This window comes from Enterobacter sp. 4974935, from assembly GCF_058661735.1.
In genome coordinates, this window is the sequence record NZ_JBZWGT010000003.1 from 3,940,559 (window position 1) to 3,960,970 (window position 20,412).

Genomic DNA, 20,412 nt, shown 5'->3' on the forward strand with positions numbered 1-20,412 from the left:
TTCCGGCAGCGTACTGCCGGATCAGGAACGACAAAACAATGGCCTGGAGGCTACCTTGTTAAACTCATTTAAACTTTCGCTTCAATACATTCTGCCTAAACTGTGGCTCACTCGCCTGGCGGGCTGGGGCGCGAGCAAACGAGCGGGCTGGCTGACCAAACTGGTCATCGACCTGTTCGTGAAATACTACAAGGTCGACATGAAAGAAGCGCAGAAACCGGATACGGCAAGCTACCGCACCTTCAACGAATTTTTTGTGCGTCCGCTGCGCGACCAAGTGCGCCCGCTGAATACCGACCCGAACGTGCTGGTGATGCCTGCTGACGGCGTGATCAGCCAGCTGGGTAAAATTGAAGACGACAAAATTTTGCAGGCGAAAGGCCATAACTACAGCCTGGAAGCGCTGCTGGCCGGTAACTACATAATGGCGGATCTGTTCCGCAACGGGACTTTCGCGACCACCTATCTCTCCCCACGCGACTACCACCGCGTTCATATGCCGTGTAACGGCATCCTGCGCGAGATGATCTACGTGCCGGGGGATCTGTTCTCTGTAAACCACCTGACGGCGCAAAACGTCCCTAACCTGTTTGCCCGTAACGAGCGCGTCATCTGCCTGTTTGATACTGAATTTGGCCCAATGGCGCAGATTCTGGTAGGTGCTACCATTGTGGGCAGCATCGAAACCGTCTGGGCGGGCACCATTACGCCGCCACGCGAAGGCGTGATCAAGCGCTGGACCTGGCCTGCCGGGGAAGAAGAAGGTTCTGTGGCCCTGCTGAAAGGTCAGGAGATGGGCCGCTTCAAGCTGGGCTCAACGGTAATCAACCTGTTCGCACCGGGCAAAGTTAACCTTGTCGACGAGCTGGAAAGCCTGTCCGTGACCAAACTCGGCCAGCCTCTGGCAGTATCGACGGAGGTCTTTGCAACGCCAGACGTTGCGCCAGTCCCGTTGCCGGAAGAAGAGATCAAAGCCGAGCACGATGCCAGCCCGCTGGTTGACGACAAAAAAGACGAAGGTTAACAACAGAAGGATCGCTGACGTGCGCCCGATTATCGTATTACTGATGGCCTGGTGCCTCAGCATGGGGGCGTACGCAGCGACGGCCCCCGACGCCAAACAGATAACCCAGGAGCTGGAGCAGGCAAAAGCGGCGAAACCCGCTCAGCCGGAGGCCGTTGAGTCGCTCCAGTCTGCACTGAACGCACTTGAGGAACGAAAGGGTTCTCTTGAGCGCGCCCAGCAATATCAGCAGGTTATCGACAACTTCCCCAAACTCTCTCAAACCCTGCGCTCGCAGTTAAACAGCCTGCGTGATGAACCACGCCAGGTACCCGCAGGGATGACGTCCGAGGCGCTGAATCAGGAGATCCTGCAAGTCAGCAGCCAGCTGCTGGAAAAAAGCCGTCTGGCACAGCAGGAGCAGGAACGGGCGCGTGAAATTGCCGACTCTCTCAGTCAGCTTCCACAGCAGCAAACCGATGCCCGCCGTCAGTTAAATGAGGTGGAACGCCGCATTGGGACGCAGACCGGCAACACCCCGCAGAATCAGGCCCAAAATCTTGGGCTACAGGCGGAATCCGCCAGACTAAAAGCGCTGGTTGATGAACTGGAGCTGGCACAGCTGTCTGCTAACAACCGCCAGGAGCTGTCGCGGATGCGTTCGGAACTGGCGCAGAAGCAGAGCGAACAGCTGGATGCGTATCTCCAGGCGCTGAGAAATCAACTCAACAGCCAGCGTCAGCGTGAAGCTGAACGTGCGCTGGAAAGCACCGAGTTGTTGGCCGAAAACAGCGCTAACCTGCCCGACAGCATCGTCGCCCAGTTTAAGGTTAACCGCGAGCTTTCTGCCGCGCTGAATCAGCAGGCGCAGCGCATGGATTTGGTGGCCTCGCAGCAGCGTCAGGCCACTAATCAAACCCTCCAGGTTCGTCAGGCTCTCAACACGCTGCGTGAACAGTCCCAGTGGCTTGGCTCGTCTAACCTGTTGGGCGAAGCGTTACGCGCACAGGTGGCTCGTCTGCCAGAGATGCCAAAACCGCAGCAGCTTGATACGGAGATGGCGCAGCTGCGCGTTCAGCGTCTTCATTATGAAGACCTTCTTAATAAGCAGCCGCAAATCCGCCAGATCCGTCAGGCTGACGGACAGCCGCTCACCGGCGAGCAAAGCCGTATTCTGGAAGCGCAGCTGCGCACCCAACGCGAACTGCTCAATTCCCTGTTGCAGGGGGGCGATACGCTGATCCTCGAACTCACCAAGCTGAAAGTCTCAAACAGCCAGCTGGAGGACGCGCTGAAAGAGGTCAACGAAGCCACGCACCGTTACCTGTTCTGGACCTCCGACGTGCGGCCGATGACCTTCGCCTGGCCGATCGAGATCGTGCAGGATCTGCGCCGCCTCATTTCGCTGGACACCTTCAGCCAGCTGGGTCTCGCCAGCGTGATGATGCTCACCAGTAAGGAGACCATCTTCCCGCTGCTGGGGGCACTGATTCTGGTGGGTTTCAGTATTTATTCCCGTCGCCACTTCACCCGTTTCCTTGAGCGCTCCAGCGCCCGTGTGGGGAAAGTGACACAGGATCACTTCTGGCTGACGCTGCGTACAGTGTTCTGGTCAATTCTGGTCGCGTCTCCGCTGCCGGTGCTGTGGATGACGCTCGGATACGGCCTGCGTGAAGCCTGGCCCTATCCGCTTGCCGTCGCAATTGGCGATGGCGTGACCGCCACCGTTCCGCTGCTGTGGGTGGTGATGATTTGCGCCACGTTTGCGCGGCCAAATGGTCTGTTCATCGCTCACTTTGGCTGGCCGCGTAATCGCGTGGCGCGGGCGATGCGCTATTACCTGATGAGCATCGGGCTGATTGTGCCGCTAATTATGGCGCTGATCATGTTCGATAATCTCAATGACCGGGAGTTCTCCGGCTCGCTGGGACGGCTGTGCTTTATGCTGATCTGCGGGGCATTAGCGGTAGTGACGCTCAGCCTGAAGCGCGCCGGGATCCCGCTCTATCTCGACAAGTCCGGCAGTGGCGATAACATGTTTAACCGTCTGCTGTGGAACCTGCTGCTTAGCGCGCCGCTGGCGGCGATGCTGGCGGCGGCTGTCGGTTATCTCGCCACATCGCAAGCGCTGCTCGCACGACTGGAAACGTCAGTAGCTATCTGGTTCCTGCTGCTGGTGGTCTACCATGTTATTCGCCGCGGCATGCTGATCCAGCGTCGTCGTCTGGCGTTTGACCGTGCCAAACATCGTCGCGCAGAAATACTGGCCCAGCGCGCGCGGGGTGAGGAAGAGCCGAACCACGTCAACAGCACCGAAGGGACTTCAGACGCCGATGACGTCGAACTGGATCTCGATGCGATCAGTACCCAGTCCCTGCGGCTGGTACGCTCAATTCTGATGCTGGTTGCCCTGCTGTCGGTGATCTTCCTGTGGTCGGAAATCCACTCTGCGTTTGGCTTCCTGGAGAACATCTCTTTGTGGGATGTGACGTCGACGGTGCAGGGGGTCGAAAGCCTGGAGCCCATCACCTTAGGGGCCGTGCTGATTGCGATTCTGGTACTCATTATCACCACGCAGCTGATCCGTAACTTCCCTGCCCTGCTGGAGCTGGCGCTGTTGCAGCATCTGGATTTAACCCCCGGCACAGGCTATGCGATCACCACCATTACCAAGTATTTAATCATGCTGTTTGGTGGGCTGGTTGGCTTCTCGATGATTGGTATCGAATGGTCAAAACTGCAATGGCTGGTTGCCGCCCTGACCGTAGGCCTGGGCTTTGGTTTACAGGAGATCTTTGCCAACTTCGTCTCGGGTCTGATCATTCTGTTTGAAAAGCCGATTCGAATTGGCGATACGGTGACCATCCGCGATCTGACCGGCAGCGTTACCAGGATCAACACCCGCGCCACCACCATCAGCGACTGGGACCGTAAAGAGATCATCGTCCCGAACAAAGCGTTTATCACCGAGCAGTTTATCAACTGGTCGCTGTCTGACTCCGTCACGCGTGTGGTGCTGACCGTACCCGCTCCGTCGGATGCCAACAGCGAAGAGGTGACGCAGATCCTGTATACGGCTGCTGAACGCTGTTCGCTGGTAATCGACAACCCGCCGCCGGAAGTCTTCCTGGTTGATTTGCAGCAGGGGATCCAGATTTTCGAGCTGCGTATCTACGCCGCCGAGATGGGACACCGTATGCCGCTGCGCCATGAGATCCACCAGCTGATCCTGGCTGGCTTCCGCGAGCACGGAATTGATATGCCGTTCCCACCTTTCCAGATGCGTCTGGAAACGCTGGACGGACGTAAGACAGGAAGAACGTTGACATCTGCGGCGCGTTCGCGCCCGGCGGGAAGTTTATAATCCATTTCCCCCTCCCTTCCGGGAGGGGTTTTTTCATCCGCTATGCCACTTCTGCCACGCAGGTCATCATGCGGCGGCGGTAGTTCTCATAAATCCCCATTGCCAGCAGCGAGAAGAAGATCGGTCCGCCAACCATCCACAGCGTGCTGCTCCAGTCATTTGCCTCAACCACGGGCTGAATGACGGTAAAGATGTTGGCGAACGCGACGACCAGCACCACAACAGTGGTCGCCAGCAGCGTCGCCACGCGGGTTTTGAAGATCACAAACGGTCGCTCCAGATCCCGCTTCGCCTTAAAGAACGGGAACGCCAGCGCCAGGAATAGGTACGGAAGCGTCATCGATACGTTTGCCATCAGGGTCAGCTTGTTATAGAACGCCGACGCGGTATCGCCGCCAAAGGACACCAGCAGAATGAACACGCACACCAGCAGGCACTGCATCCACATCGCGTTGGCAGGCATACCGGCAGCATTCAGCTGCGTCATACGTGCGGGCCACAGCGCCTTTGGCGTCCCCTGAATAATCGCTTTCAGCGGCGAGTAGATCAGCGTGAAGAACGCGCCAGTATAGGCGAGGAACATCGACAAACCGGTAATCCGCGCAAACCAGATCCCCAGGGTGGCCGACGTTTCCGGCGCGAGATCCATGGCGTTGCCCAGCGTCACCCCCAGGCTTTTCATCAACACGTAGGTAATGTTGCCGAGGTTGGTGGTGTTATTGCTCAGTACCTGCTGCCAGTTGGTGCTGACGCCCCAGAGGAAAATCGCCAGCGAGTAGCCAATGGAAATGACGATGGCGGCAAAGATAATGCCTTTGGCAAAGTTCTTTTCCGGGTTTTCGGTTTTATCGACCAGCCCGCCCACGGCTTCAATTCCACCGTAAGCAAAGATGGCAAACACCACGAAGGAGAGCATGGCCAGCCCGGACTGGTAACCCGGATTAGGCGATGAAACGAAGTTGACTTCCTGTGCGAAATGCCCGCCGTTCAGGCACAGAATAGCGATACTGACCAGCAGCAGCACCAGGTTCAGGCACATCACGGAAATTCCGCCAACGGCAGTGATACGGGCAATTTTGTTGATGCCTTTCGAGGCCACCCGCGTGACAACCACCATCCAGCACACCGCCAGAATACCGACCACCTGTGTGGAACTCAGCCCCGCCAGAGACCAGACCTGCGTTTTATCCGCACCGAAGAGAAACGTTGAGAACGGCACCCAGACCTTGGCCGCCGTGCTGACCATCCAGACGACATAGGATGAAAACCACATGAACGTACCGATAAACGCATAACGCGGACCGACGCTGTTGTTCATCCACGAATAGATGCCGCCTTCTTCTTTCCTGTACGCCGACCCCATCTCCGCCATCATTAGCGCAAACGGAATAAAGAAGAACAGCGCGGAAACGATATAAAACGGCGTCGCGCTGTAGCCCATCAGATAAAACGCGGACGGGCTATTGGCAAAGCCAAAAACTGACGTAAAAATCATCAGGATGAGCCCGGTAAGGGTCATTTTTTTGAGTGAGTGAGACATATAACCATCCGAAACGGAATTAAACTGCGCGGATGGTAGCAGATGACCAGACAAATATTGTGGCTATCCGAGTCAAATTAAGAAAAAGACCCGTGCATAGAGAAGATAGTAGTTTTTAATGTGGCAGAGTTAAATGACCGAGTAGACCGGGTAAGCGACAGCGCCACCCGGCAATTCTTTATGCGCGATCGACCGTAAAGGCAATCACATCGCCCAGTTGTTCTGCGCCCAGCGCCAGCATGACCAGGCGATCCACACCCAGCGCCACGCCGGAGCAGTCCGGCAGACCGGCTTTAAGCGCTTCCAGCAGGTTGGTGTCAATCGGCTGCTGCGGCAGACCGCGCGCGTTGCGCTTGCGGTTATCCTGCTCGAAACGCTGTTGCTGTTCGCGCGCGTCGGTCAGCTCATGGAAACCGTTCGCCAGCTCGATGCCTTTAAAGTACACCTCAAAGCGCTCCGCCACGCGGTGATCTTCGGTGCTGATCTGCGCCAGTGAAGCCTGGCTGGCCGGGAAGTGATAGACAAACGTCGGACGATCTTTGCCAATCTGCGGTTCAACACCAAAGGTGAACAGCAGTTGCAGCAGCGTGTCGCGATCCTCTTCGTTATCCGCCACGTTGCTCAAATCCAGTTTTGCCGCCACTTCACGCAGCTGTGTTTTATCAGCCGACAGCGGATCAATTTCCAGATGACGCTGGAAGGCCTGCTGATAGGAGAGCGTTTCAGCTTCCGCGCAATCCAGCACCTGTTGGAGCAGATCGTCGACTTCGTTCATCAGACGATACATGTCGTAGTGCGGGCGGTACCACTCCAGCATAGTGAATTCCGGATTATGGTGTCGGCCCATCTCTTCATTACGGAAGCTACGGCACAGCTGATAGACCGGACCACACCCGGCCGCCAGCAGACGCTTCATATGGTATTCCGGGCTGGTCATCAGATACAGATTCATGCCCTGAGAGTGGCCTGGGCCAACAAAACGGGTTTCAAACGGGACCAGATGAATATCCGTGACCGTCGCCTGACTCATGCACGGCGTTTCCACCTCCAGGACGCCGCGATCCGCAAAGAAGCGGCGGATCTCCGCCATAATTGCTGCGCGCTTTAGCAGGTTTGGAATGGATGCGCTCGGCTGCCAGGTGGCCGTTTCGCTCATGAGTTATTTCTCCGTTTTCAGACAAGGGCACGAAGTCTACTCGCAAGCCGGGGCAGAGACAAATTTTGCACAGTAAAAGCTCCTTTTCATTGCACAGAGAAATACTGTGACGCCATTCATTAATCACGATGATAAATCACCGCACAGAACAGCAAAAAAATCGAACACGTCAAATTTCCCTCACTTCTACGCGGTTATACTGTTTTACCCATAAAGGAGCAGTGGAATCGCTTCCGCAATCGTCCGTTCGGGCAGGTGAACGTCCTTTAGCTCATCACGTTGCGGGAAAACAAAAATCTGGAGGAATGTCGTGCAAACTTTTCAAGCCGATCTTGCCGTAATAGGCGCTGGCGGGGCTGGATTACGCGCTGCAATTGCTGCGGCACAAGCCAATCCGAACGCCAAAATCGCATTGATTTCAAAAGTCTATCCGATGCGCAGCCACACGGTAGCCGCAGAAGGAGGATCCGCCGCCGTCGCGCAGGATCATGACAGCTTCGAATACCATTTCCACGACACGGTTGCAGGGGGCGACTGGCTTTGCGAACAGGATGTCGTTGATTACTTCGTGCACCATTGCCCAACGGAAATGACCCAGCTGGAACAGTGGGGATGTCCTTGGAGCCGTCGTCCGGACGGGAGCGTCAACGTCCGCCGCTTCGGTGGCATGAAGATCGAACGCACCTGGTTTGCTGCCGATAAGACCGGCTTCCACATGCTGCACACCCTGTTCCAGACCTCCCTCCAGTTCCCACAAATCCAGCGCTTTGACGAACATTTCGTTCTCGACATTCTGGTCGACGACGGTCATGCGCACGGACTGGTAGCAATGAACATGATGGAAGGCACGCTCGTCCAGATCCGCGCTAAGGCGGTGGTGATGGCAACGGGCGGTGCGGGCCGCGTATACCGCTACAACACCAACGGCGGCATCGTCACCGGTGACGGTATGGGCATGGCGCTCAGCCACGGCGTCCCGCTGCGTGATATGGAGTTCGTCCAGTATCACCCAACCGGCCTGCCGGGCTCCGGTATTCTGATGACGGAAGGCTGCCGCGGCGAAGGCGGTATTCTGGTCAACAAAAACGGCTATCGCTATTTGCAGGATTACGGCATGGGTCCGGAAACCCCGCTTGGCGAGCCGAAAAACAAATACATGGAACTCGGCCCACGCGACAAAGTCTCTCAGGCTTTCTGGCACGAGTGGCGCAAAGGCAATACCATCTCAACGCCGCGCGGCGACGTGGTACATCTCGACCTGCGTCATCTCGGCGAGAAGAAACTGCTGGAGCGTCTGCCGTTTATCTGCGAGCTGGCGAAAGCCTATGTGGGCGTCGACCCGGTGAAAGAGCCGATCCCGGTGCGTCCAACCGCGCACTACACCATGGGCGGTATCGAAACCGACCAGCAGTGCGAAACCCGCATCAAAGGGCTGTTTGCGGTGGGTGAGTGTTCCTCCGTCGGTCTGCACGGCGCAAACCGTCTGGGCTCGAACTCGCTGGCTGAGCTGGTGGTCTTTGGTCGCATGGCGGGCGAACGCGCGATGGAGCGTGCCGCAACGGCAGGTGAAGCTAACAGCGCGGCGCTGGATGCGCAGGTTGCAGACATCGAAAAACGCCTGAAAGGCCTGGTGAACCAGGAAGGTAACGAAAACTGGTCGAAGATCCGCGACGAAATGGGGCTGTCGATGGAAGAAGGCTGCGGGATCTACCGTACGCCAGAGCTGATGCAGAAAACCGTCGACAAGCTGGCAGAACTCCAGGAACGCTTCAAGCGCGTGCGCATCACCGACACCTCCAGCGTCTTCAATACCGACCTGCTCTATACCATTGAACTGGGCCACGGCCTGAACGTCGCAGAGTGTATGGCCCATTCCGCCCTGGCGCGTAAAGAGTCCCGCGGCGCACACCAGCGCCTGGATGAGGGCTGCACCGAACGTGACGACGTCAATTTCCTTAAACATACTCTCGCCTGGCGCGATGCGGATGGTACCACCCGTCTGGACTACAGCGACGTGAAAATCACTACGCTGCCACCGGCGAAACGCGTGTACGGTGCAGAAGCAGAAGCCGCCGATAAGAAGGAGAAGGCGAATGGCTGAGATGCAAAAACTGAAAGTTGAAGTGGTGCGCTACAACCCGGAAGTGGACGCCGCGCCGCACAGCGCTTTCTATGAAGTCCCTTACGACGAGCAAACCTCCCTGCTGGATGCGCTCGGCTATATCAAAGATAACCTGGCCCCGGACCTGAGCTACCGCTGGTCCTGCCGCATGGCAATCTGCGGCTCCTGCGGCATGATGGTCAACAAAGTGCCGAAGCTGGCGTGTAAAACTTTCCTGCGTGATTACACTAAGGGCATCAAGGTTGAAGCGCTGGGCAACTTCCCGATTGAGCGCGATCTGGTGGTCGACATGACCCACTTTATCGAAAGCCTCGAAGCGATTAAGCCGTACATCATCGGCAACCCGCGCACGCCGGATCAGGGGCCAAACACCCAAACGCCCGCGCAGATGGCGAAATACCATCAGTTTTCCGGCTGCATCAACTGCGGCCTGTGCTACGCCGCCTGTCCACAGTTTGGCCTGAACCCTGAGTTTATCGGCCCGGCCGCCATTACCCTGGCGCACCGCTATAACGAGGACAGCCGCGACCACGGCAAAAAAGAACGTATGGCACAGCTTAACGGCCAGAACGGGGTCTGGACCTGCACGTTTGTCGGTTACTGCTCCGAAGTCTGTCCGAAGCATGTCGACCCGGCCGCCGCCATTCAGCAGGGAAAAGTGGAAAGCTCGAAAGACTTTCTTATCGCTACCCTGAAACCACGCTAAGGAGTGCATGATGACGACTAAACGCAAAGCCTACGTGCGACCAATGCCGTCCACCTGGTGGAAAAAACTGCCGTTTTATCGCTTCTATATGCTGCGTGAAGGCACGGCTGTTCCCGCGGTCTGGTTCAGCCTCGAACTGATGTACGGGGTGTATGCCCTCAAGCACGGCCCGGAAGCCTGGGCCAGTTTTGTGGGTTTCCTGCAAAACCCAATCATCGTAGTTCTGAATCTGATTGTGCTCGCAGCCGCGCTACTGCATACCAAAACCTGGTTTGAACTGGCGCCAAAAGCAGCGAACATCATTGTAAAAGGCGAAAAAATGGGGCCAGAGCCGGTTATTAAAGGGCTCTGGGCAGTGACGGCAGTTGTCTCTGTGGTCATTCTGTTTGTCGCACTGTTCTGGTAAGGAGACTACTGTGATCAATCCAAATCCAAAACGTTCAGATGAGCCGGTCTTCTGGGGGCTGTTTGGCGCAGGCGGCATGTGGAGCGCCATTATTGCCCCGGTCATTATCCTGCTGGTCGGTATTATGCTGCCGCTGGGGCTGTTTCCGGGCGATGCGCTGAGCTATGAGCGCGTACTGGCCTTTGCGAGCAGCTTTATTGGCCGGGTGTTCATCTTCCTGATGATCGTCCTGCCGCTGTGGTGTGGTCTGCACCGTATCCACCATGCGATGCACGATCTGAAAATCCATGTGCCAAGCGGTAAATGGGTCTTCTACGGCCTGGCAACCATTCTGACGGTCGTCACGTTGATTGCCGTGGTCACCATCTGACTGAACAGGCCCGCCATCCGGCGGGCTTTTTACTTTTTCATCTTCTCCACCAGCCACCGGGAAAATTCGCGCATGGCAGGCGTTTCTGCCCGGGACTGCAATCGGGTCAGCCAGTAACTGCCGAGTTCAATCTGCGTTGCAAAGGGCTGCACAATGCGCTCGCTGGCTAACAGATGGGTAAACATATCGACAGGTGCAATGGCAATACCTACCCCTGCCTGAGCGGCCTCCAGCATGGTCACGGACGAATCAAATACCATCACACGGTGCGTTGGCGAAGGGGGGTGCTCGCCGGCCGCCTGCATCCACGCGGTCCACTCGTCGCGTCGGTAGGAGCGCAGCAGCGTAAACCTGAGGATGTCGGCCGGACTGTGCAGACAGGCGGCGATATCGGGCGTACACAGCGGCGCGAGCGGCGCATGACAAAGAAATTCAGCCTCGGTGCCATGCCACGCCCCGCCACCGTAGCGGATCGTATAGTCAAGCCCTTCGGCAGCCGGATCAACGCGGTTGTTATGGGTAGAAAGCTGAAGATCGATGTGCGGATAGCCACGGCGAAAATCGTCCAGCTGTGAGAATAAAACCCCGATGGCAAACGTACCCACCACGCCGATTTTCAGCTTCTCCTGCGCACGATGGTTAGCGAAGCGATCCAGCATTCCGGCTATACGATCGAACGAATCATTCAGTACCGGCAGTAAGTTTTCTCCCTCGGTAGTCAACATCAGCCCGCGCGACACGCGAACGAACAGCTGACAGTTCAGATGCTGCTCCAGCGTTTTCACATGCTGGCTAATGGCTGAATGGGTCACGTTCAGCTCAATGGCCGCATGCGTAAAGCTGAGATGTCTCGCGGCGGCTTCAAAGGCTCGAAGCGAATTGAGGGGGAGATAGCTTCGCGTCATGGTCTCTTCCGTTAGAAAAATTAACAGCTAATGCTAAATTTAACCGTTTGTCAGGCACAGTCAAATCCAACAGACTACGCCTGTCTGACGGGCCCGGACATCCCCTTGACTCGCTATTACGGAAGATTACTGATGATGAAAAAATCTCTTTGCTGCGCCCTGCTGCTCGGCATCTCTTGCTCTGCTCTCGCCGCGCCAGTGTCAGAAAAACAGCTGGCGGAGGTGGTGGCGAATACGGTTACCCCGCTGATGAAAGCCCAGTCGATTCCAGGCATGGCGGTGGCCGTTATTTATCAGGGTAAACCGCACTATTATACGTTTGGCAAAGCCGATATCGCGGCCAGCAAACCCGTTACGCCTCAGACTCTGTTCGAGCTGGGTTCTATAAGTAAAACCTTCACCGGGGTTTTAGGAGGGGATGCCATTGCTCGCGGTGAAATTTCGCTGGACGATCCGGTGACCAGATACTGGCCACAGCTAACGGGCAAGCAGTGGCAGGGGATTCGTATGCTGGATCTCGCAACCTACACCGCTGGCGGCCTGCCGCTACAGGTACCGGATGAGGTCACGGATAATGCCGCCCTGCTGCGCTTTTATCAAAACTGGCAGCCGCAGTGGAAGCCTGGCACAACGCGTCTTTACGCCAACGCCAGTATCGGTCTTTTTGGCGCGCTGGCGGTCAAACCTTCCGGCATGGGCTATGAGCAGGCCATGACGACGCGGGTCCTTAAGCCGCTCAAGCTGGACCATACCTGGATTAACGTTCCGAAAGCGGAAGAGGCGCATTACGCCTGGGGCTATCGTGACGGTAAAGCGGTGCGCGTTTCGCCGGGAATGCTGGATGCACAAGCCTATGGCGTGAAAACCAACGTGCAGGATATGGCGAACTGGGTCATGGCAAACATGGCGCCGGAGAAGGTTGCTGATGCCTCACTTAAGCAGGGCATCTCGCTGGCGCAGTCGCGCTACTGGCGTATCGGGTCAATGTATCAGGGTCTGGGCTGGGAGATGCTCAACTGGCCCGTGGAGGCCAACACGGTGATCGAGGGCAGCGACAGTAAGGTGGCGCTGGCACCGCTTCCCGTGGCAGAAGTGAATCCACCGGCTCCCCCGGTCAAAGCGTCCTGGGTCCATAAAACGGGCTCTACTGGCGGGTTTGGCAGCTACGTGGCCTTTATTCCTGAAAAGCAGATCGGTATTGTGATGCTCGCGAATAAAAGCTATCCGAACCCGGCACGCGTTGAGGCGGCATACCATATCCTCGACGCGCTACAGTAAAACATTGCGGGTGGCGCTGCGCTTACCCGGTCTACACAACGCATGAACTTTGTAGGCCGGGTAAGGCGAAGCCGCCACCCGGCAAAACACCCTGCACAATCTCCCGCATTTTCCCTGCTGTCATCTACACTTAACAAAAAACAGTAAGGAAACTCCTATGCGCATTCTGCCTGTTATTGCCGCAGTAACAGCCGCGTTTTTAGTGGTTGCTTGCAGTTCCCCTACTCCTCCGCCTGGCGTCACGGTAGTCAGTAATTTCGACGCACAGCGCTTCCTCGGCACCTGGTATGAAATCGCCCGACTGGACCATCAGTTCGAACGGGGCTTAGAAAAAGTCACGATCAGCTACAGCGCGATGGATAACGGCGGGATCCGGGTCATTAACCGCGGCTATAACCCGGATCGCCAGATGTGGCAGCAGTCAGTTGGTCAGGCCTATTTCACCGGCGCATCTAACCGCGCGGCCATGAAAGCCTCTTTCATCGGCCCATACTATGGCGGGTATAACGTCATTGCGCTGGACAGAGAGTACCGCCACGCGCTGGTCTGTGGGCCGGATCGCAACTATCTGTGGCTCCTCTCACGCACGCCAACGATCTCGGCGGAAATGAAACAGCAGATGCTGGACATAGCGACCCGGCAAGGGTTTGATGTGACGAAGTTAATCTGGGTAAAACAGCCGCATTAGTGCGTACTGAGTTTTAACCCGATGATACCCGCGACAATCAACGCGAGGCTGGCGATGCGCGCCAGACTCGCAGACTCCCCCAGCAGCAGAATGCCGGTAATGGCAGCCCCTACTGCGCCAATTCCCGTCCAGACAGCGTAAGCTGTGCCGACGGGTAAGGTTCGCATCGCCCATGACAGCATGACGATACTGACAATCATTGCGGCGATAGTGATGACGCTGGGCGTCAGGCGGGTAAAACCGTGTGTGTATTTCAGACCAATTGCCCATACCACTTCGAGCAAACCAGCAATAACAAGAACGATCCAGGACATTTCAGGCTCCTTAACTTAAAGACAAGTTGGGGCCGTCCCCGATGAGTGAAGCGCTTACGGGTCGTCCCGCAAGGCAGAAGTTGCGCCTTATATTTTGGTTAGCGTGGAATTTTTTTTCAAACTTTTTCTGCTGAACACCTTAAAGCAAGAAATAGCCTCAGTAAGGCACGTAGTTCAGGCATTTATGACTCATCCGACTTCTCTATGATGATAGGCTTTCTGATGGCAGGAAGCCAAACCACTAGCCGACTGCGAAAATTTTATGTTCAAAATTCTTTTGATTGACCGTTGTCACTTCACCCGCGCGGGATTTGAAGCCTGGGTCAATCATTCAGACCTGTTTTCGGGTCATTTCGTCGTAACCGGGGTAAATAATCTTTTCCTCGCCAGAGAGCATATCCTGCAATGGAAACCTGCGCTGGTCATCGCTGATTTATCTGGCTTCCGGCAGGATTTACACCATTTTCAGCAGCTTTCCTCCCTGCTAATTGCCAGCGAAACACTGCCTTTTATTATGCTGCAATCAGGGCAGGAGCAGGAGATGACTGATTATCTGGCGCAGTTCCCGATATGGTCTTCGCTCTCCAAAAATACCGATCTGGAAGCACTGGCGGCGGTGATAAACGATGCGCTAACGTCATGCGCGAGCGCGGAGCTACCGAAAATGGCGGCACCGTTGCTGACGCGTCAGGAAGAAAGAGTTCTGACCTTGTGGATGGATGGTGCGAGCAACCAGAAAATTGCCAGCAATCTTCGCATTAACGGAAAAACGGTATATACGTACAAACGCAATATCCGCATGAAGCTGCATATGGATACGCGCTACTCGCCGTTTTTATCGCTACAGGAAGTGGAGAATTGACGGTACGGTGTAATAACTTGCCGTACCGTCGCTTACATTAGTTCTGAGCTTTAGTTGCTGCGCCAGAAATCGCGCTACCACCGTCGGAGATATCTTCCCCTACGCCACGGGTGGTGTTACATGCAGTCAGTACCGAAGAAAGCACCAGAACAGAAAAGATCGCTGCAATTGTTTTCTTAACCATAATATCTTCCTTTTATAGCCAAAGTTATTTTGTGTATAGCAACTTAAGAATAGACAAAATCTTGCCGTTTGACGGAAAAGGAAGAATTTTTAGGAAAATTAGACGGAATTAGCTGGCCGCATGGGAAATGATATGGCCGAGATCCTGGATATCTTCACCCACGCCACGCGCGGTGTTGCAGCCGGAGAGAATTGCGCTGGAGAGCGCTAACAGAAGCAGAATTTTAACGGTACGTTTCATCTTCCCTGCCTGCAAAATCAGGCGCAGCGGGCGCTGCGCCTTTAATCATGACGTAAATTACTTCACGCGGGATACGTATTCGCCGGAGCGGGTATCCACTTTGATCACTTCACCGATCTGTACGAACAGTGGCACTTTCACCACAGCGCCGGTAGACAGGGTGGCAGGCTTGCCGCCAGTACCTGCGGTATCACCTTTCAGACCTGGATCGGTTTCAACGATTTCCAGCTCAACGAAGTTCGGCGGCGTAACCGCGATAGGCTGACCGTTCCACAGGGTCACGATGCACTCAGCCTGATCCAGCAGCCACTTGGCGTTGTCGCCAATCGCTTTCGCGTCCGCAGACAGCTGCTCGAAGGTTTCGTTGTTCATGAAGTGCCAGAACTCACCGTCGTTGTACAGGTAAGTCAGGTTCATATCGACAACATCAGCGCCTTCAGCGGAGTCAGTAGATTTGAAGGTTTTCTCAACACGGGTACCGGTCAGCAGGCGGCGCAGCTTAACGCGCGCAAATGCCTGGCCTTTACCTGGTTTAACGAATTCGCTGGCTTCAACCGCGTACGGTTCGCCGTCCATCATGATTTTAAGACCAGCACGAAAATCGTTGCTATAGTACGTTGCCATAAGGCCCTCTAAATTTGTTAACTGGTAGCTAAGCCACAAAATGGCGCATATTGTAACCCTAAACACCCCGTCCAGAGAAGATTGGTTATCGCAACTTGCCGATGTAATCACCAGTCCTGATGAATTGCTGCGTCTTTTAGACCTCGAACAGCACGAAGCGTTGCGTGCAGGCCGTGAGGCGAAGCGCCTTTTCGCCCTGCGCGTTCCCCGCGCGTTTGTTACCCGAATGGAAAAGGGTAACCCTGATGATCCATTATTAAAACAAACGCTGACCTCTCAGGATGAGTTTATTACCGCCCCCGGATACAGCACCGATCCGCTGGAAGAGCAGAACAGTGTTGTACCGGGTTTACTGCATAAATACCGCAATCGTGCCCTGCTGCTGGTTAAGGGCGGGTGCGCGGTAAATTGCCGCTATTGCTTCCGTCGCCACTTCCCGTACGCCGAAAATCAGGGTAATAAGCGCAACTGGCAGGTGGCGCTGGACTACATCGCAGCGCATCCGGAACTGGATGAAATCATCTTTTCCGGCGGCGACCCGCTGATGGCAAAAGATCATGAGCTGGACTGGCTGCTGACTCAACTTGAGACCATCCCGCACATTAAGCGTCTGCGCATTCACAGCCGTTTACCGATCGTCATCCCGGCGCGTATCACCGACGCCCTGGTCACGCGCCTGGAGCAGTCCCGTTTACAGGTGCTGCTGGTAAACCATATCAACCATGCAAATGAAATTGACGCGGACTTTCGTGCGGCGATGACGCGTATGCGAATGGCAGGCGTGACGCTGCTCAACCAGAGCGTATTACTGCGCGGCGTGAACGACAGCGCCCACGTGTTGGCCGATCTCAGCAATGCCTTATTTGATGCGGGCGTAATGCCCTATTACCTGCATGTTCTGGATCGCGTCCAGGGCGCGGCGCACTTCATGGTGACGGATGAAGAGGCACGGAAGATTATGCGCCAGCTGTTAACGCTGGTTTCAGGTTATATGGTGCCGAAGCTGGCACGTGAGATTGGCGGAGAGCCGAGTAAGACGCCGCTGGATTTGCAGCTGCGGCAGCAGTAAAAAAAGCAGGTGGCGCTACGCTTACCTGCCTACAGGTAAAGCGGCAGCGCCATCAAAATGTTATATCAGTTCGGGCACTTATAGACCTGGCCGTTCATCTGGCTGGCGGTTGGCACAAAGCTGGACAGCATACCCTGCGTCGGGCTGCTTACCCCGTAAATCACGTTGCCGCCCATTGCCGCAGCCTGATTACGCAGGGCATTGGCCGCACCGCGCATAGAGCCGCCCTCCTCGCCGTGCTGCCCTGACATCCAGTTGCTTTGCTCGCCAGAGGCGGTGCCTAACAGCTGGCATTCGCTGCCCGGCTTATCTTCCACAAAGCGAACGCTCTGGCCCGCTGCCGTCAGCTCATTGCTGGTGCTACAACCCGCCAGCAGCAATGCTGCACCTACAATCCCTGCACAGACTTTTATGCGCATGTTATTCCTCGTTTTCAATAAGCTGGACAGTAGTTGTCCGCGTGTAAACCTTATACTAAAAAGATGACCAAAAGAAAAATGCTGAGCATTTCTGCGAGCCAGATTCCGCTGGCACTCCTCCGACATCTTAAATGAATTCTGATAATAACCTTTGGGATATCGTGTTTTAGCCCCCGATCGTTTTTAGTGATGCGACGTACAACTTTTGTACGGGACTAAAAAAAAGGGGGTTTCATGAGTGCATCATCCTCAGGAGAGGAAAAAGTAACCTGGGTGGGCTATCTGGCGTTCGTGCTCACCATCGTATTTTTCTCAGGTTTTTTCGCCAAAAGTACTGAATGGTGGCGCGTGCTGGATTTTACCGTTCTGAACGGCAGCTTTGGACCGGTGAACGGCGCCCTAACGTTTCGCGGCGAGGGTGGCACAGGAGCGAAAGACGGTTTTTTGTTTGCCCTTGAACTGGCGCCCTCGGTCATTTTATCGCTCGGGATCATTGCCGTTACCGAGGGGCTGGGCGGGCTGCGCGCCGCACAACAGCTCATGACGCCCATTCTGCGCCCGCTGCTCGGCGTGCCGGGCATCTGCTCTCTGGCGCTTATCGCCAACCTGCAAAATACCGATGCAGCCGCAGGGATGACCAAAGAGTTGACCGACGAAGGGTCGATTACTGACCATGAACGCGCCATTTTCGCCACCTTCCAGACCAGCGGTAGCGCCATTATTACCAACTATTTTTCTTCCGGTGCCGCACTTTTTACCTTTATTACCGTCCCGGTGATCGCGCCGCTTGCCGTCATTCTGGTGTTCAAATTCGTTGGCGCGAACTTCCTGCGACTGTGGATCGCCCACATGGAAGTTCGTCGCGTTCAGGAGGAAAAATGATCGCCCAGACGCGTAAAAATATCATGGACTTGTTTATCGATGGCGCCCGCCGCGGCTTTACCATCGCCACCACCAGCCTGCTGCCGAACGTGGTCATGGCGTTTGTCATCATTCAGGCGCTTAAGGTGACCGGCCTGCTGGATATTGTCGGCAGGGTATGCGAGCCCATCATGGCCCTGTGGGGGCTTCCGGGTGCGGCGGCAACGGTACTTCTGGCCTCGGTGATGAGTATGGGCGGCGGCGTGGGGGTTTGCGCCAGCCTGGTCGTCGCCGGCACGCTCAGCGGCCATGATGCCACCATCCTGCTGCCCGCCATCTACCTGATGGGCAATCCGGTGCAAAACACGGGCCGCTGCCTCGGCACCGCGGGCGTGAACCCGAAATATTACCCGCACATCATCGCTGTCTGCGTCATCAACGCCCTGCTCTCGATGTGGGTGATGCAGCTACTCTTCTGAGGAGATAAAAATGGATTTTTCAGTGCTGGAACCGCATCTCTTCCGCCATGCACATCTTGTTTGAGTAACGGCTCGACGGGCAATAAAAAACCCCGGGCATCGCTGCCCGGGGTTCATTCTGAGAGGTTCAGAACAACATGATTACATCATGCCGCCCATGCCACCCATGCCGCCCATACCACCAGCAGCACCTAAGTCAGGCGCGTCGCCTTTAGGCATGTCGGTTACCATGCATTCGGTCGTGATCATCAGGCCAGCTACAGATGCCGCGTACTGCAGAGCAGAACGGGTAACTTTAGTTGGGTCCAGGATACCGAAGTCGATCATGTTGCCGTATTCTTCAGTTGCTGCGTTGTAACCGTAGTTACCTTCGCCCGCTTTCACGTTGTTCGCAACTACTGATGGCTCTTCACCGGCGTTGGACACGATCTGACGCAGAGGGGCTTCCATTGCGCGAAGCGCAACTTTGATACCTACGTTCTGGTCTTCGTTCTGAGCGGTCAGGCCAGCCAGTTTAGCGGCTACACGCACCAGCGCGACACCACCACCAGCAACTACGCCTTCTTCTACCGCAGCACGGGTCGCATGCAGGGCATCGTCAACGCGTGCTTTCTTCTCTTTCATTTCAACTTCGGTCGCAGCACCAACTTTGATTACCGCAACGCCGCCTGCCAGTTTCGCTACGCGCTCCTGCAGTTTTTCACGGTCGTAATCGGAAGTTGCTTCTTCGATCTGCTTACGGATCTGACCAACACGGCCCTGAATAGCGGCTTCTTCACCCACACCGTCGATGATGGTGGTAGTGTCTTTGTTGATCACAACGCGTTTCGCCTGGCCCAGGTCTTCCAGGGTCGCTTTTTCCAGCTCCATACCAATCTCTTCGGAGATCACGGTACCGCCGGTCAGGGTAGCGATATCCTGCAGCATCGCCTTACGACGATCGCCGAAGCCAGGTGCTTTAACCGCTGCCACTTTCACGATGCCACGCATGGTGTTAACCACCAGAGTCGCCAGCGCTTCGCCTTCAACGTCTTCAGCAATGATTACCAGCGGCTTGCCTGCTTTCGCAACGGCTTCCAGCACTGGCAGCATTTCGCGGATGTTGGAGATTTTCTTGTCAGCCAGCAGGATGAACGGGCTTTCCAGCTCAACAGCGCCAGTTTCTGGCTTGTTGATGAAGTATGGGGACAGGTAACCTCGGTCGAACTGCATACCTTCAACCACATCCAGTTCGTCTTCCAGACCAGTACCGTCTTCAACGGTGATCACGCCTTCTTTACCGACTTTATCCATCGCTTCAGCGATCAGTTTACCTACGGTTTCGTCGGAGTTAGCGGAGATAGTACCAACCTGAGCAATGGCTTTAGAGTCAGAGCACGGTACGGACAGCGCTTTCAGCTCTTCAACAGCAGAGGCAACAGCTTTGTCGATACCACGTTTCAGATCCATTGGGTTCATGCCCGCAGCAACGGCTTTCAGGCCTTCGGTGATGATCGCCTGCGCCAGTACGGTCGCGGTGGTGGTACCGTCACCAGCAGCGTCGTTCGCTTTAGAGGCAACTTCTTTCACCATCTGTGCGCCCATGTTTTCGAACTTGTCTTCCAGCTCGATTTCACGTGCAACAGAAACACCATCTTTGGTGATGGTTGGCGCGCCGAAGGATTTGTCCAGCACGACGTTACGGCCTTTCGGGCCCAGAGTGACTTTCACTGCGTCTGCCAGTACGTTTACGCCGCGGAGCATTTTTACACGAGCGTCGTTACCGAATTTTACGTCTTTAGCTGCCATGTTCTTATTTCCTCAAATTCGTACAGTTTCGTGC

21 protein-coding genes are annotated in these 20,412 nt (G+C 55.6%); 12 read left to right on the top strand and 9 right to left on the bottom strand.

Annotated features, from left to right (window positions below):
- The first annotated feature begins 55 nt into the window (after positions 1 to 55).
- Both asd and mscM read left to right on the top strand, forming a co-directional pair.
- A complete protein-coding gene (gene asd, locus AC4OVS_RS20090) occupies positions 56 to 1,024 on the top strand; it encodes an archaetidylserine decarboxylase (protein ID WP_491922669.1) in 969 nt (322 codons plus the stop codon).
- A 19-nt stretch (positions 1,025 to 1,043) separates the two neighbouring features.
- Positions 1,044 to 4,367 (top strand): miniconductance mechanosensitive channel MscM, encoded by a 3,324-nt coding sequence (gene mscM, locus AC4OVS_RS20095; RefSeq protein WP_022646812.1) that lies wholly within the window; start codon positions 1,044 to 1,046, stop codon positions 4,365 to 4,367.
- 40 nt (positions 4,368 to 4,407) lie between these two features.
- Here mscM and yjeM read toward each other — a convergent pair whose 3' ends face one another.
- Positions 4,408 to 5,907, bottom strand: coding sequence for a glutamate/gamma-aminobutyrate family transporter YjeM (yjeM, locus tag AC4OVS_RS20100; protein ID WP_032625184.1), 1,500 nt, complete (start codon positions 5,905 to 5,907; stop codon positions 4,408 to 4,410).
- Positions 5,908 to 6,085: 178 nt separating this feature from the next.
- The gene (gene epmA, locus AC4OVS_RS20105) at positions 6,086 to 7,063 is read right to left on the bottom strand and encodes an elongation factor P--(R)-beta-lysine ligase (RefSeq protein ID WP_003855960.1); all 978 of its coding nucleotides are present in this window, start codon (positions 7,061 to 7,063) and stop codon (positions 6,086 to 6,088) included.
- Positions 7,064 to 7,373: 310 nt separating this feature from the next.
- On the opposite strand from epmA, the gene frdA reads away from it, so the two are divergent.
- Genes frdA through frdD form a run of 4 tightly spaced genes read left to right on the top strand, consistent with a single transcriptional unit; the run spans position 7,374 to position 10,667 of the window.
- Positions 7,374 to 9,164 carry a fumarate reductase (quinol) flavoprotein subunit gene (gene frdA, locus AC4OVS_RS20110; protein ID WP_023305293.1) on the top strand — a complete coding sequence of 597 codons (1,791 nt, stop codon included), beginning with the start codon at positions 7,374 to 7,376 and terminating at the stop codon, positions 9,162 to 9,164.
- Entirely contained in the window at positions 9,157 to 9,891 is a 735-nt protein-coding gene (locus tag AC4OVS_RS20115) for a succinate dehydrogenase/fumarate reductase iron-sulfur subunit (RefSeq protein ID WP_022646809.1), read from the top strand. The genes frdA and AC4OVS_RS20115 overlap by 8 nt, the downstream gene beginning before the upstream one ends.
- Before the next feature lie 10 nt (positions 9,892 to 9,901).
- The gene (frdC, locus tag AC4OVS_RS20120) at positions 9,902 to 10,297 is read left to right on the top strand and encodes a fumarate reductase subunit FrdC (RefSeq protein WP_003855953.1); all 396 of its coding nucleotides are present in this window, start codon (positions 9,902 to 9,904) and stop codon (positions 10,295 to 10,297) included.
- 10 nt (positions 10,298 to 10,307) lie between these two features.
- Positions 10,308 to 10,667, top strand: coding sequence for a fumarate reductase subunit FrdD (gene frdD, locus AC4OVS_RS20125; RefSeq protein WP_000609653.1), 360 nt, complete (start codon positions 10,308 to 10,310; stop codon positions 10,665 to 10,667).
- A 29-nt stretch (positions 10,668 to 10,696) separates the two neighbouring features.
- On the opposite strand, the gene ampR is transcribed toward frdD, so the two are convergent.
- The gene (gene ampR / locus AC4OVS_RS20130) at positions 10,697 to 11,572 is read right to left on the bottom strand and encodes a LysR family transcriptional regulator AmpR (protein ID WP_063841700.1); all 876 of its coding nucleotides are present in this window, start codon (positions 11,570 to 11,572) and stop codon (positions 10,697 to 10,699) included.
- Between the two features lie 132 nt (positions 11,573 to 11,704).
- Between ampR and AC4OVS_RS20135 the strand changes: the two genes are divergently transcribed.
- Both AC4OVS_RS20135 and AC4OVS_RS20140 read left to right on the top strand, forming a co-directional pair.
- Complete coding sequence (locus tag AC4OVS_RS20135) at positions 11,705 to 12,850, top strand: cephalosporin-hydrolyzing class C beta-lactamase ACT-47 (protein WP_045309142.1); 1,146 nt, start codon at positions 11,705 to 11,707, stop codon at positions 12,848 to 12,850.
- A gap of 157 nt (positions 12,851 to 13,007) precedes the next feature.
- Positions 13,008 to 13,538 (top strand): lipocalin family protein, encoded by a 531-nt coding sequence (locus AC4OVS_RS20140; protein WP_023299124.1) that lies wholly within the window; start codon positions 13,008 to 13,010, stop codon positions 13,536 to 13,538.
- Here the strand turns inward: AC4OVS_RS20140 and sugE are convergent.
- Positions 13,535 to 13,852, bottom strand: a complete 318-nt coding sequence (gene sugE / locus AC4OVS_RS20145) for a quaternary ammonium compound efflux SMR transporter SugE (protein WP_015572453.1) — start codon at positions 13,850 to 13,852, stop codon at positions 13,535 to 13,537. The two genes, AC4OVS_RS20140 and sugE, sit on opposite strands and share 4 nt — an antisense overlap.
- 262 nt (positions 13,853 to 14,114) lie before the next feature.
- Between sugE and AC4OVS_RS20150 the strand changes: the two genes are divergently transcribed.
- Complete coding sequence (locus tag AC4OVS_RS20150; RefSeq protein ID WP_023299123.1) at positions 14,115 to 14,714, top strand: helix-turn-helix transcriptional regulator; 600 nt, start codon at positions 14,115 to 14,117, stop codon at positions 14,712 to 14,714.
- 37 nt (positions 14,715 to 14,751) lie between these two features.
- Here the strand turns inward: AC4OVS_RS20150 and ecnB are convergent, their stop codons facing one another.
- From ecnB to efp, 3 genes are all read right to left on the bottom strand, one after another.
- Positions 14,752 to 14,898: a lipoprotein toxin entericidin B gene (gene ecnB, locus AC4OVS_RS20155; protein ID WP_006178941.1), complete on the bottom strand. Its 147-nt coding sequence runs from the start codon at positions 14,896 to 14,898 to the stop codon at positions 14,752 to 14,754.
- Positions 14,899 to 15,006: 108 nt separating this feature from the next.
- The gene (locus AC4OVS_RS20160) at positions 15,007 to 15,138 is read right to left on the bottom strand and encodes an entericidin A/B family lipoprotein (protein ID WP_006810410.1); all 132 of its coding nucleotides are present in this window, start codon (positions 15,136 to 15,138) and stop codon (positions 15,007 to 15,009) included.
- Positions 15,139 to 15,195: 57 nt separating this feature from the next.
- Positions 15,196 to 15,762: an elongation factor P gene (gene efp / locus AC4OVS_RS20165; RefSeq protein WP_003855940.1), complete on the bottom strand. Its 567-nt coding sequence runs from the start codon at positions 15,760 to 15,762 to the stop codon at positions 15,196 to 15,198.
- Positions 15,763 to 15,802: 40 nt separating this feature from the next.
- On the opposite strand from efp, the gene epmB reads away from it, so the two are divergent.
- Complete coding sequence (gene epmB, locus AC4OVS_RS20170) at positions 15,803 to 16,831, top strand: EF-P beta-lysylation protein EpmB (protein WP_491922670.1); 1,029 nt, start codon at positions 15,803 to 15,805, stop codon at positions 16,829 to 16,831.
- Between the two features lie 65 nt (positions 16,832 to 16,896).
- Here epmB and AC4OVS_RS20175 read toward each other — a convergent pair whose 3' ends face one another.
- Positions 16,897 to 17,250, bottom strand: a complete 354-nt coding sequence (locus tag AC4OVS_RS20175; protein ID WP_022646802.1) for a DUF4156 domain-containing protein — start codon at positions 17,248 to 17,250, stop codon at positions 16,897 to 16,899.
- Between the two features lie 234 nt (positions 17,251 to 17,484).
- On the opposite strand from AC4OVS_RS20175, the gene AC4OVS_RS20180 reads away from it, so the two are divergent.
- Positions 17,485 to 18,132, top strand: a complete 648-nt coding sequence (locus AC4OVS_RS20180; RefSeq protein ID WP_048965857.1) for a nucleoside recognition domain-containing protein — start codon at positions 17,485 to 17,487, stop codon at positions 18,130 to 18,132.
- Entirely contained in the window at positions 18,129 to 18,590 is a 462-nt protein-coding gene (locus AC4OVS_RS20185) for a YjiG family protein (protein WP_022646800.1), read from the top strand. Before AC4OVS_RS20180 ends, AC4OVS_RS20185 begins: the two co-directional genes overlap by 4 nt.
- Positions 18,591 to 18,731: 141 nt before the next feature.
- On the opposite strand, the gene groL is transcribed toward AC4OVS_RS20185, so the two are convergent.
- Positions 18,732 to 20,378 (bottom strand): chaperonin GroEL, encoded by a 1,647-nt coding sequence (gene groL, locus AC4OVS_RS20190; protein ID WP_006810416.1) that lies wholly within the window; start codon positions 20,376 to 20,378, stop codon positions 18,732 to 18,734.
- Positions 20,379 to 20,412: the final 34 nt, after the last annotated feature.

Excerpts from the sequence above, each read along its gene's own strand:
- epmB (WP_491922670.1), top strand. The coding sequence starts at position 15,803 with ATGGCGCATATTGTAACCCTAAACACCCCGTCCAGAGAAGATTGGTTA.
- efp (WP_003855940.1), bottom strand. The coding sequence starts at position 15,762 with ATGGCAACGTACTATAGCAACGATTTTCGTGCTGGTCTTAAAATCATG.
- yjeM (WP_032625184.1), bottom strand. The coding sequence starts at position 5,907 with ATGTCTCACTCACTCAAAAAAATGACCCTTACCGGGCTCATCCTGATG.
- AC4OVS_RS20115 (WP_022646809.1), top strand. The coding sequence starts at position 9,157 with ATGGCTGAGATGCAAAAACTGAAAGTTGAAGTGGTGCGCTACAACCCG.
- AC4OVS_RS20150 (WP_023299123.1), top strand. The coding sequence starts at position 14,115 with ATGTTCAAAATTCTTTTGATTGACCGTTGTCACTTCACCCGCGCGGGA.
- groL (WP_006810416.1), bottom strand. The coding sequence starts at position 20,378 with ATGGCAGCTAAAGACGTAAAATTCGGTAACGACGCTCGTGTAAAAATG.
- AC4OVS_RS20135 (WP_045309142.1), top strand. The coding sequence starts at position 11,705 with ATGATGAAAAAATCTCTTTGCTGCGCCCTGCTGCTCGGCATCTCTTGC.
- epmA (WP_003855960.1), bottom strand. The coding sequence starts at position 7,063 with ATGAGCGAAACGGCCACCTGGCAGCCGAGCGCATCCATTCCAAACCTG.
- ecnB (WP_006178941.1), bottom strand. The coding sequence starts at position 14,898 with ATGGTTAAGAAAACAATTGCAGCGATCTTTTCTGTTCTGGTGCTTTCT.
- AC4OVS_RS20140 (WP_023299124.1), top strand. The coding sequence starts at position 13,008 with ATGCGCATTCTGCCTGTTATTGCCGCAGTAACAGCCGCGTTTTTAGTG.
- AC4OVS_RS20160 (WP_006810410.1), bottom strand. The coding sequence starts at position 15,138 with ATGAAACGTACCGTTAAAATTCTGCTTCTGTTAGCGCTCTCCAGCGCA.
- sugE (WP_015572453.1), bottom strand. The coding sequence starts at position 13,852 with ATGTCCTGGATCGTTCTTGTTATTGCTGGTTTGCTCGAAGTGGTATGG.
- frdC (WP_003855953.1), top strand. The coding sequence starts at position 9,902 with ATGACGACTAAACGCAAAGCCTACGTGCGACCAATGCCGTCCACCTGG.
- ampR (WP_063841700.1), bottom strand. The coding sequence starts at position 11,572 with ATGACGCGAAGCTATCTCCCCCTCAATTCGCTTCGAGCCTTTGAAGCC.
- AC4OVS_RS20175 (WP_022646802.1), bottom strand. The coding sequence starts at position 17,250 with ATGCGCATAAAAGTCTGTGCAGGGATTGTAGGTGCAGCATTGCTGCTG.
- AC4OVS_RS20180 (WP_048965857.1), top strand. The coding sequence starts at position 17,485 with ATGAGTGCATCATCCTCAGGAGAGGAAAAAGTAACCTGGGTGGGCTAT.
- AC4OVS_RS20185 (WP_022646800.1), top strand. The coding sequence starts at position 18,129 with ATGATCGCCCAGACGCGTAAAAATATCATGGACTTGTTTATCGATGGC.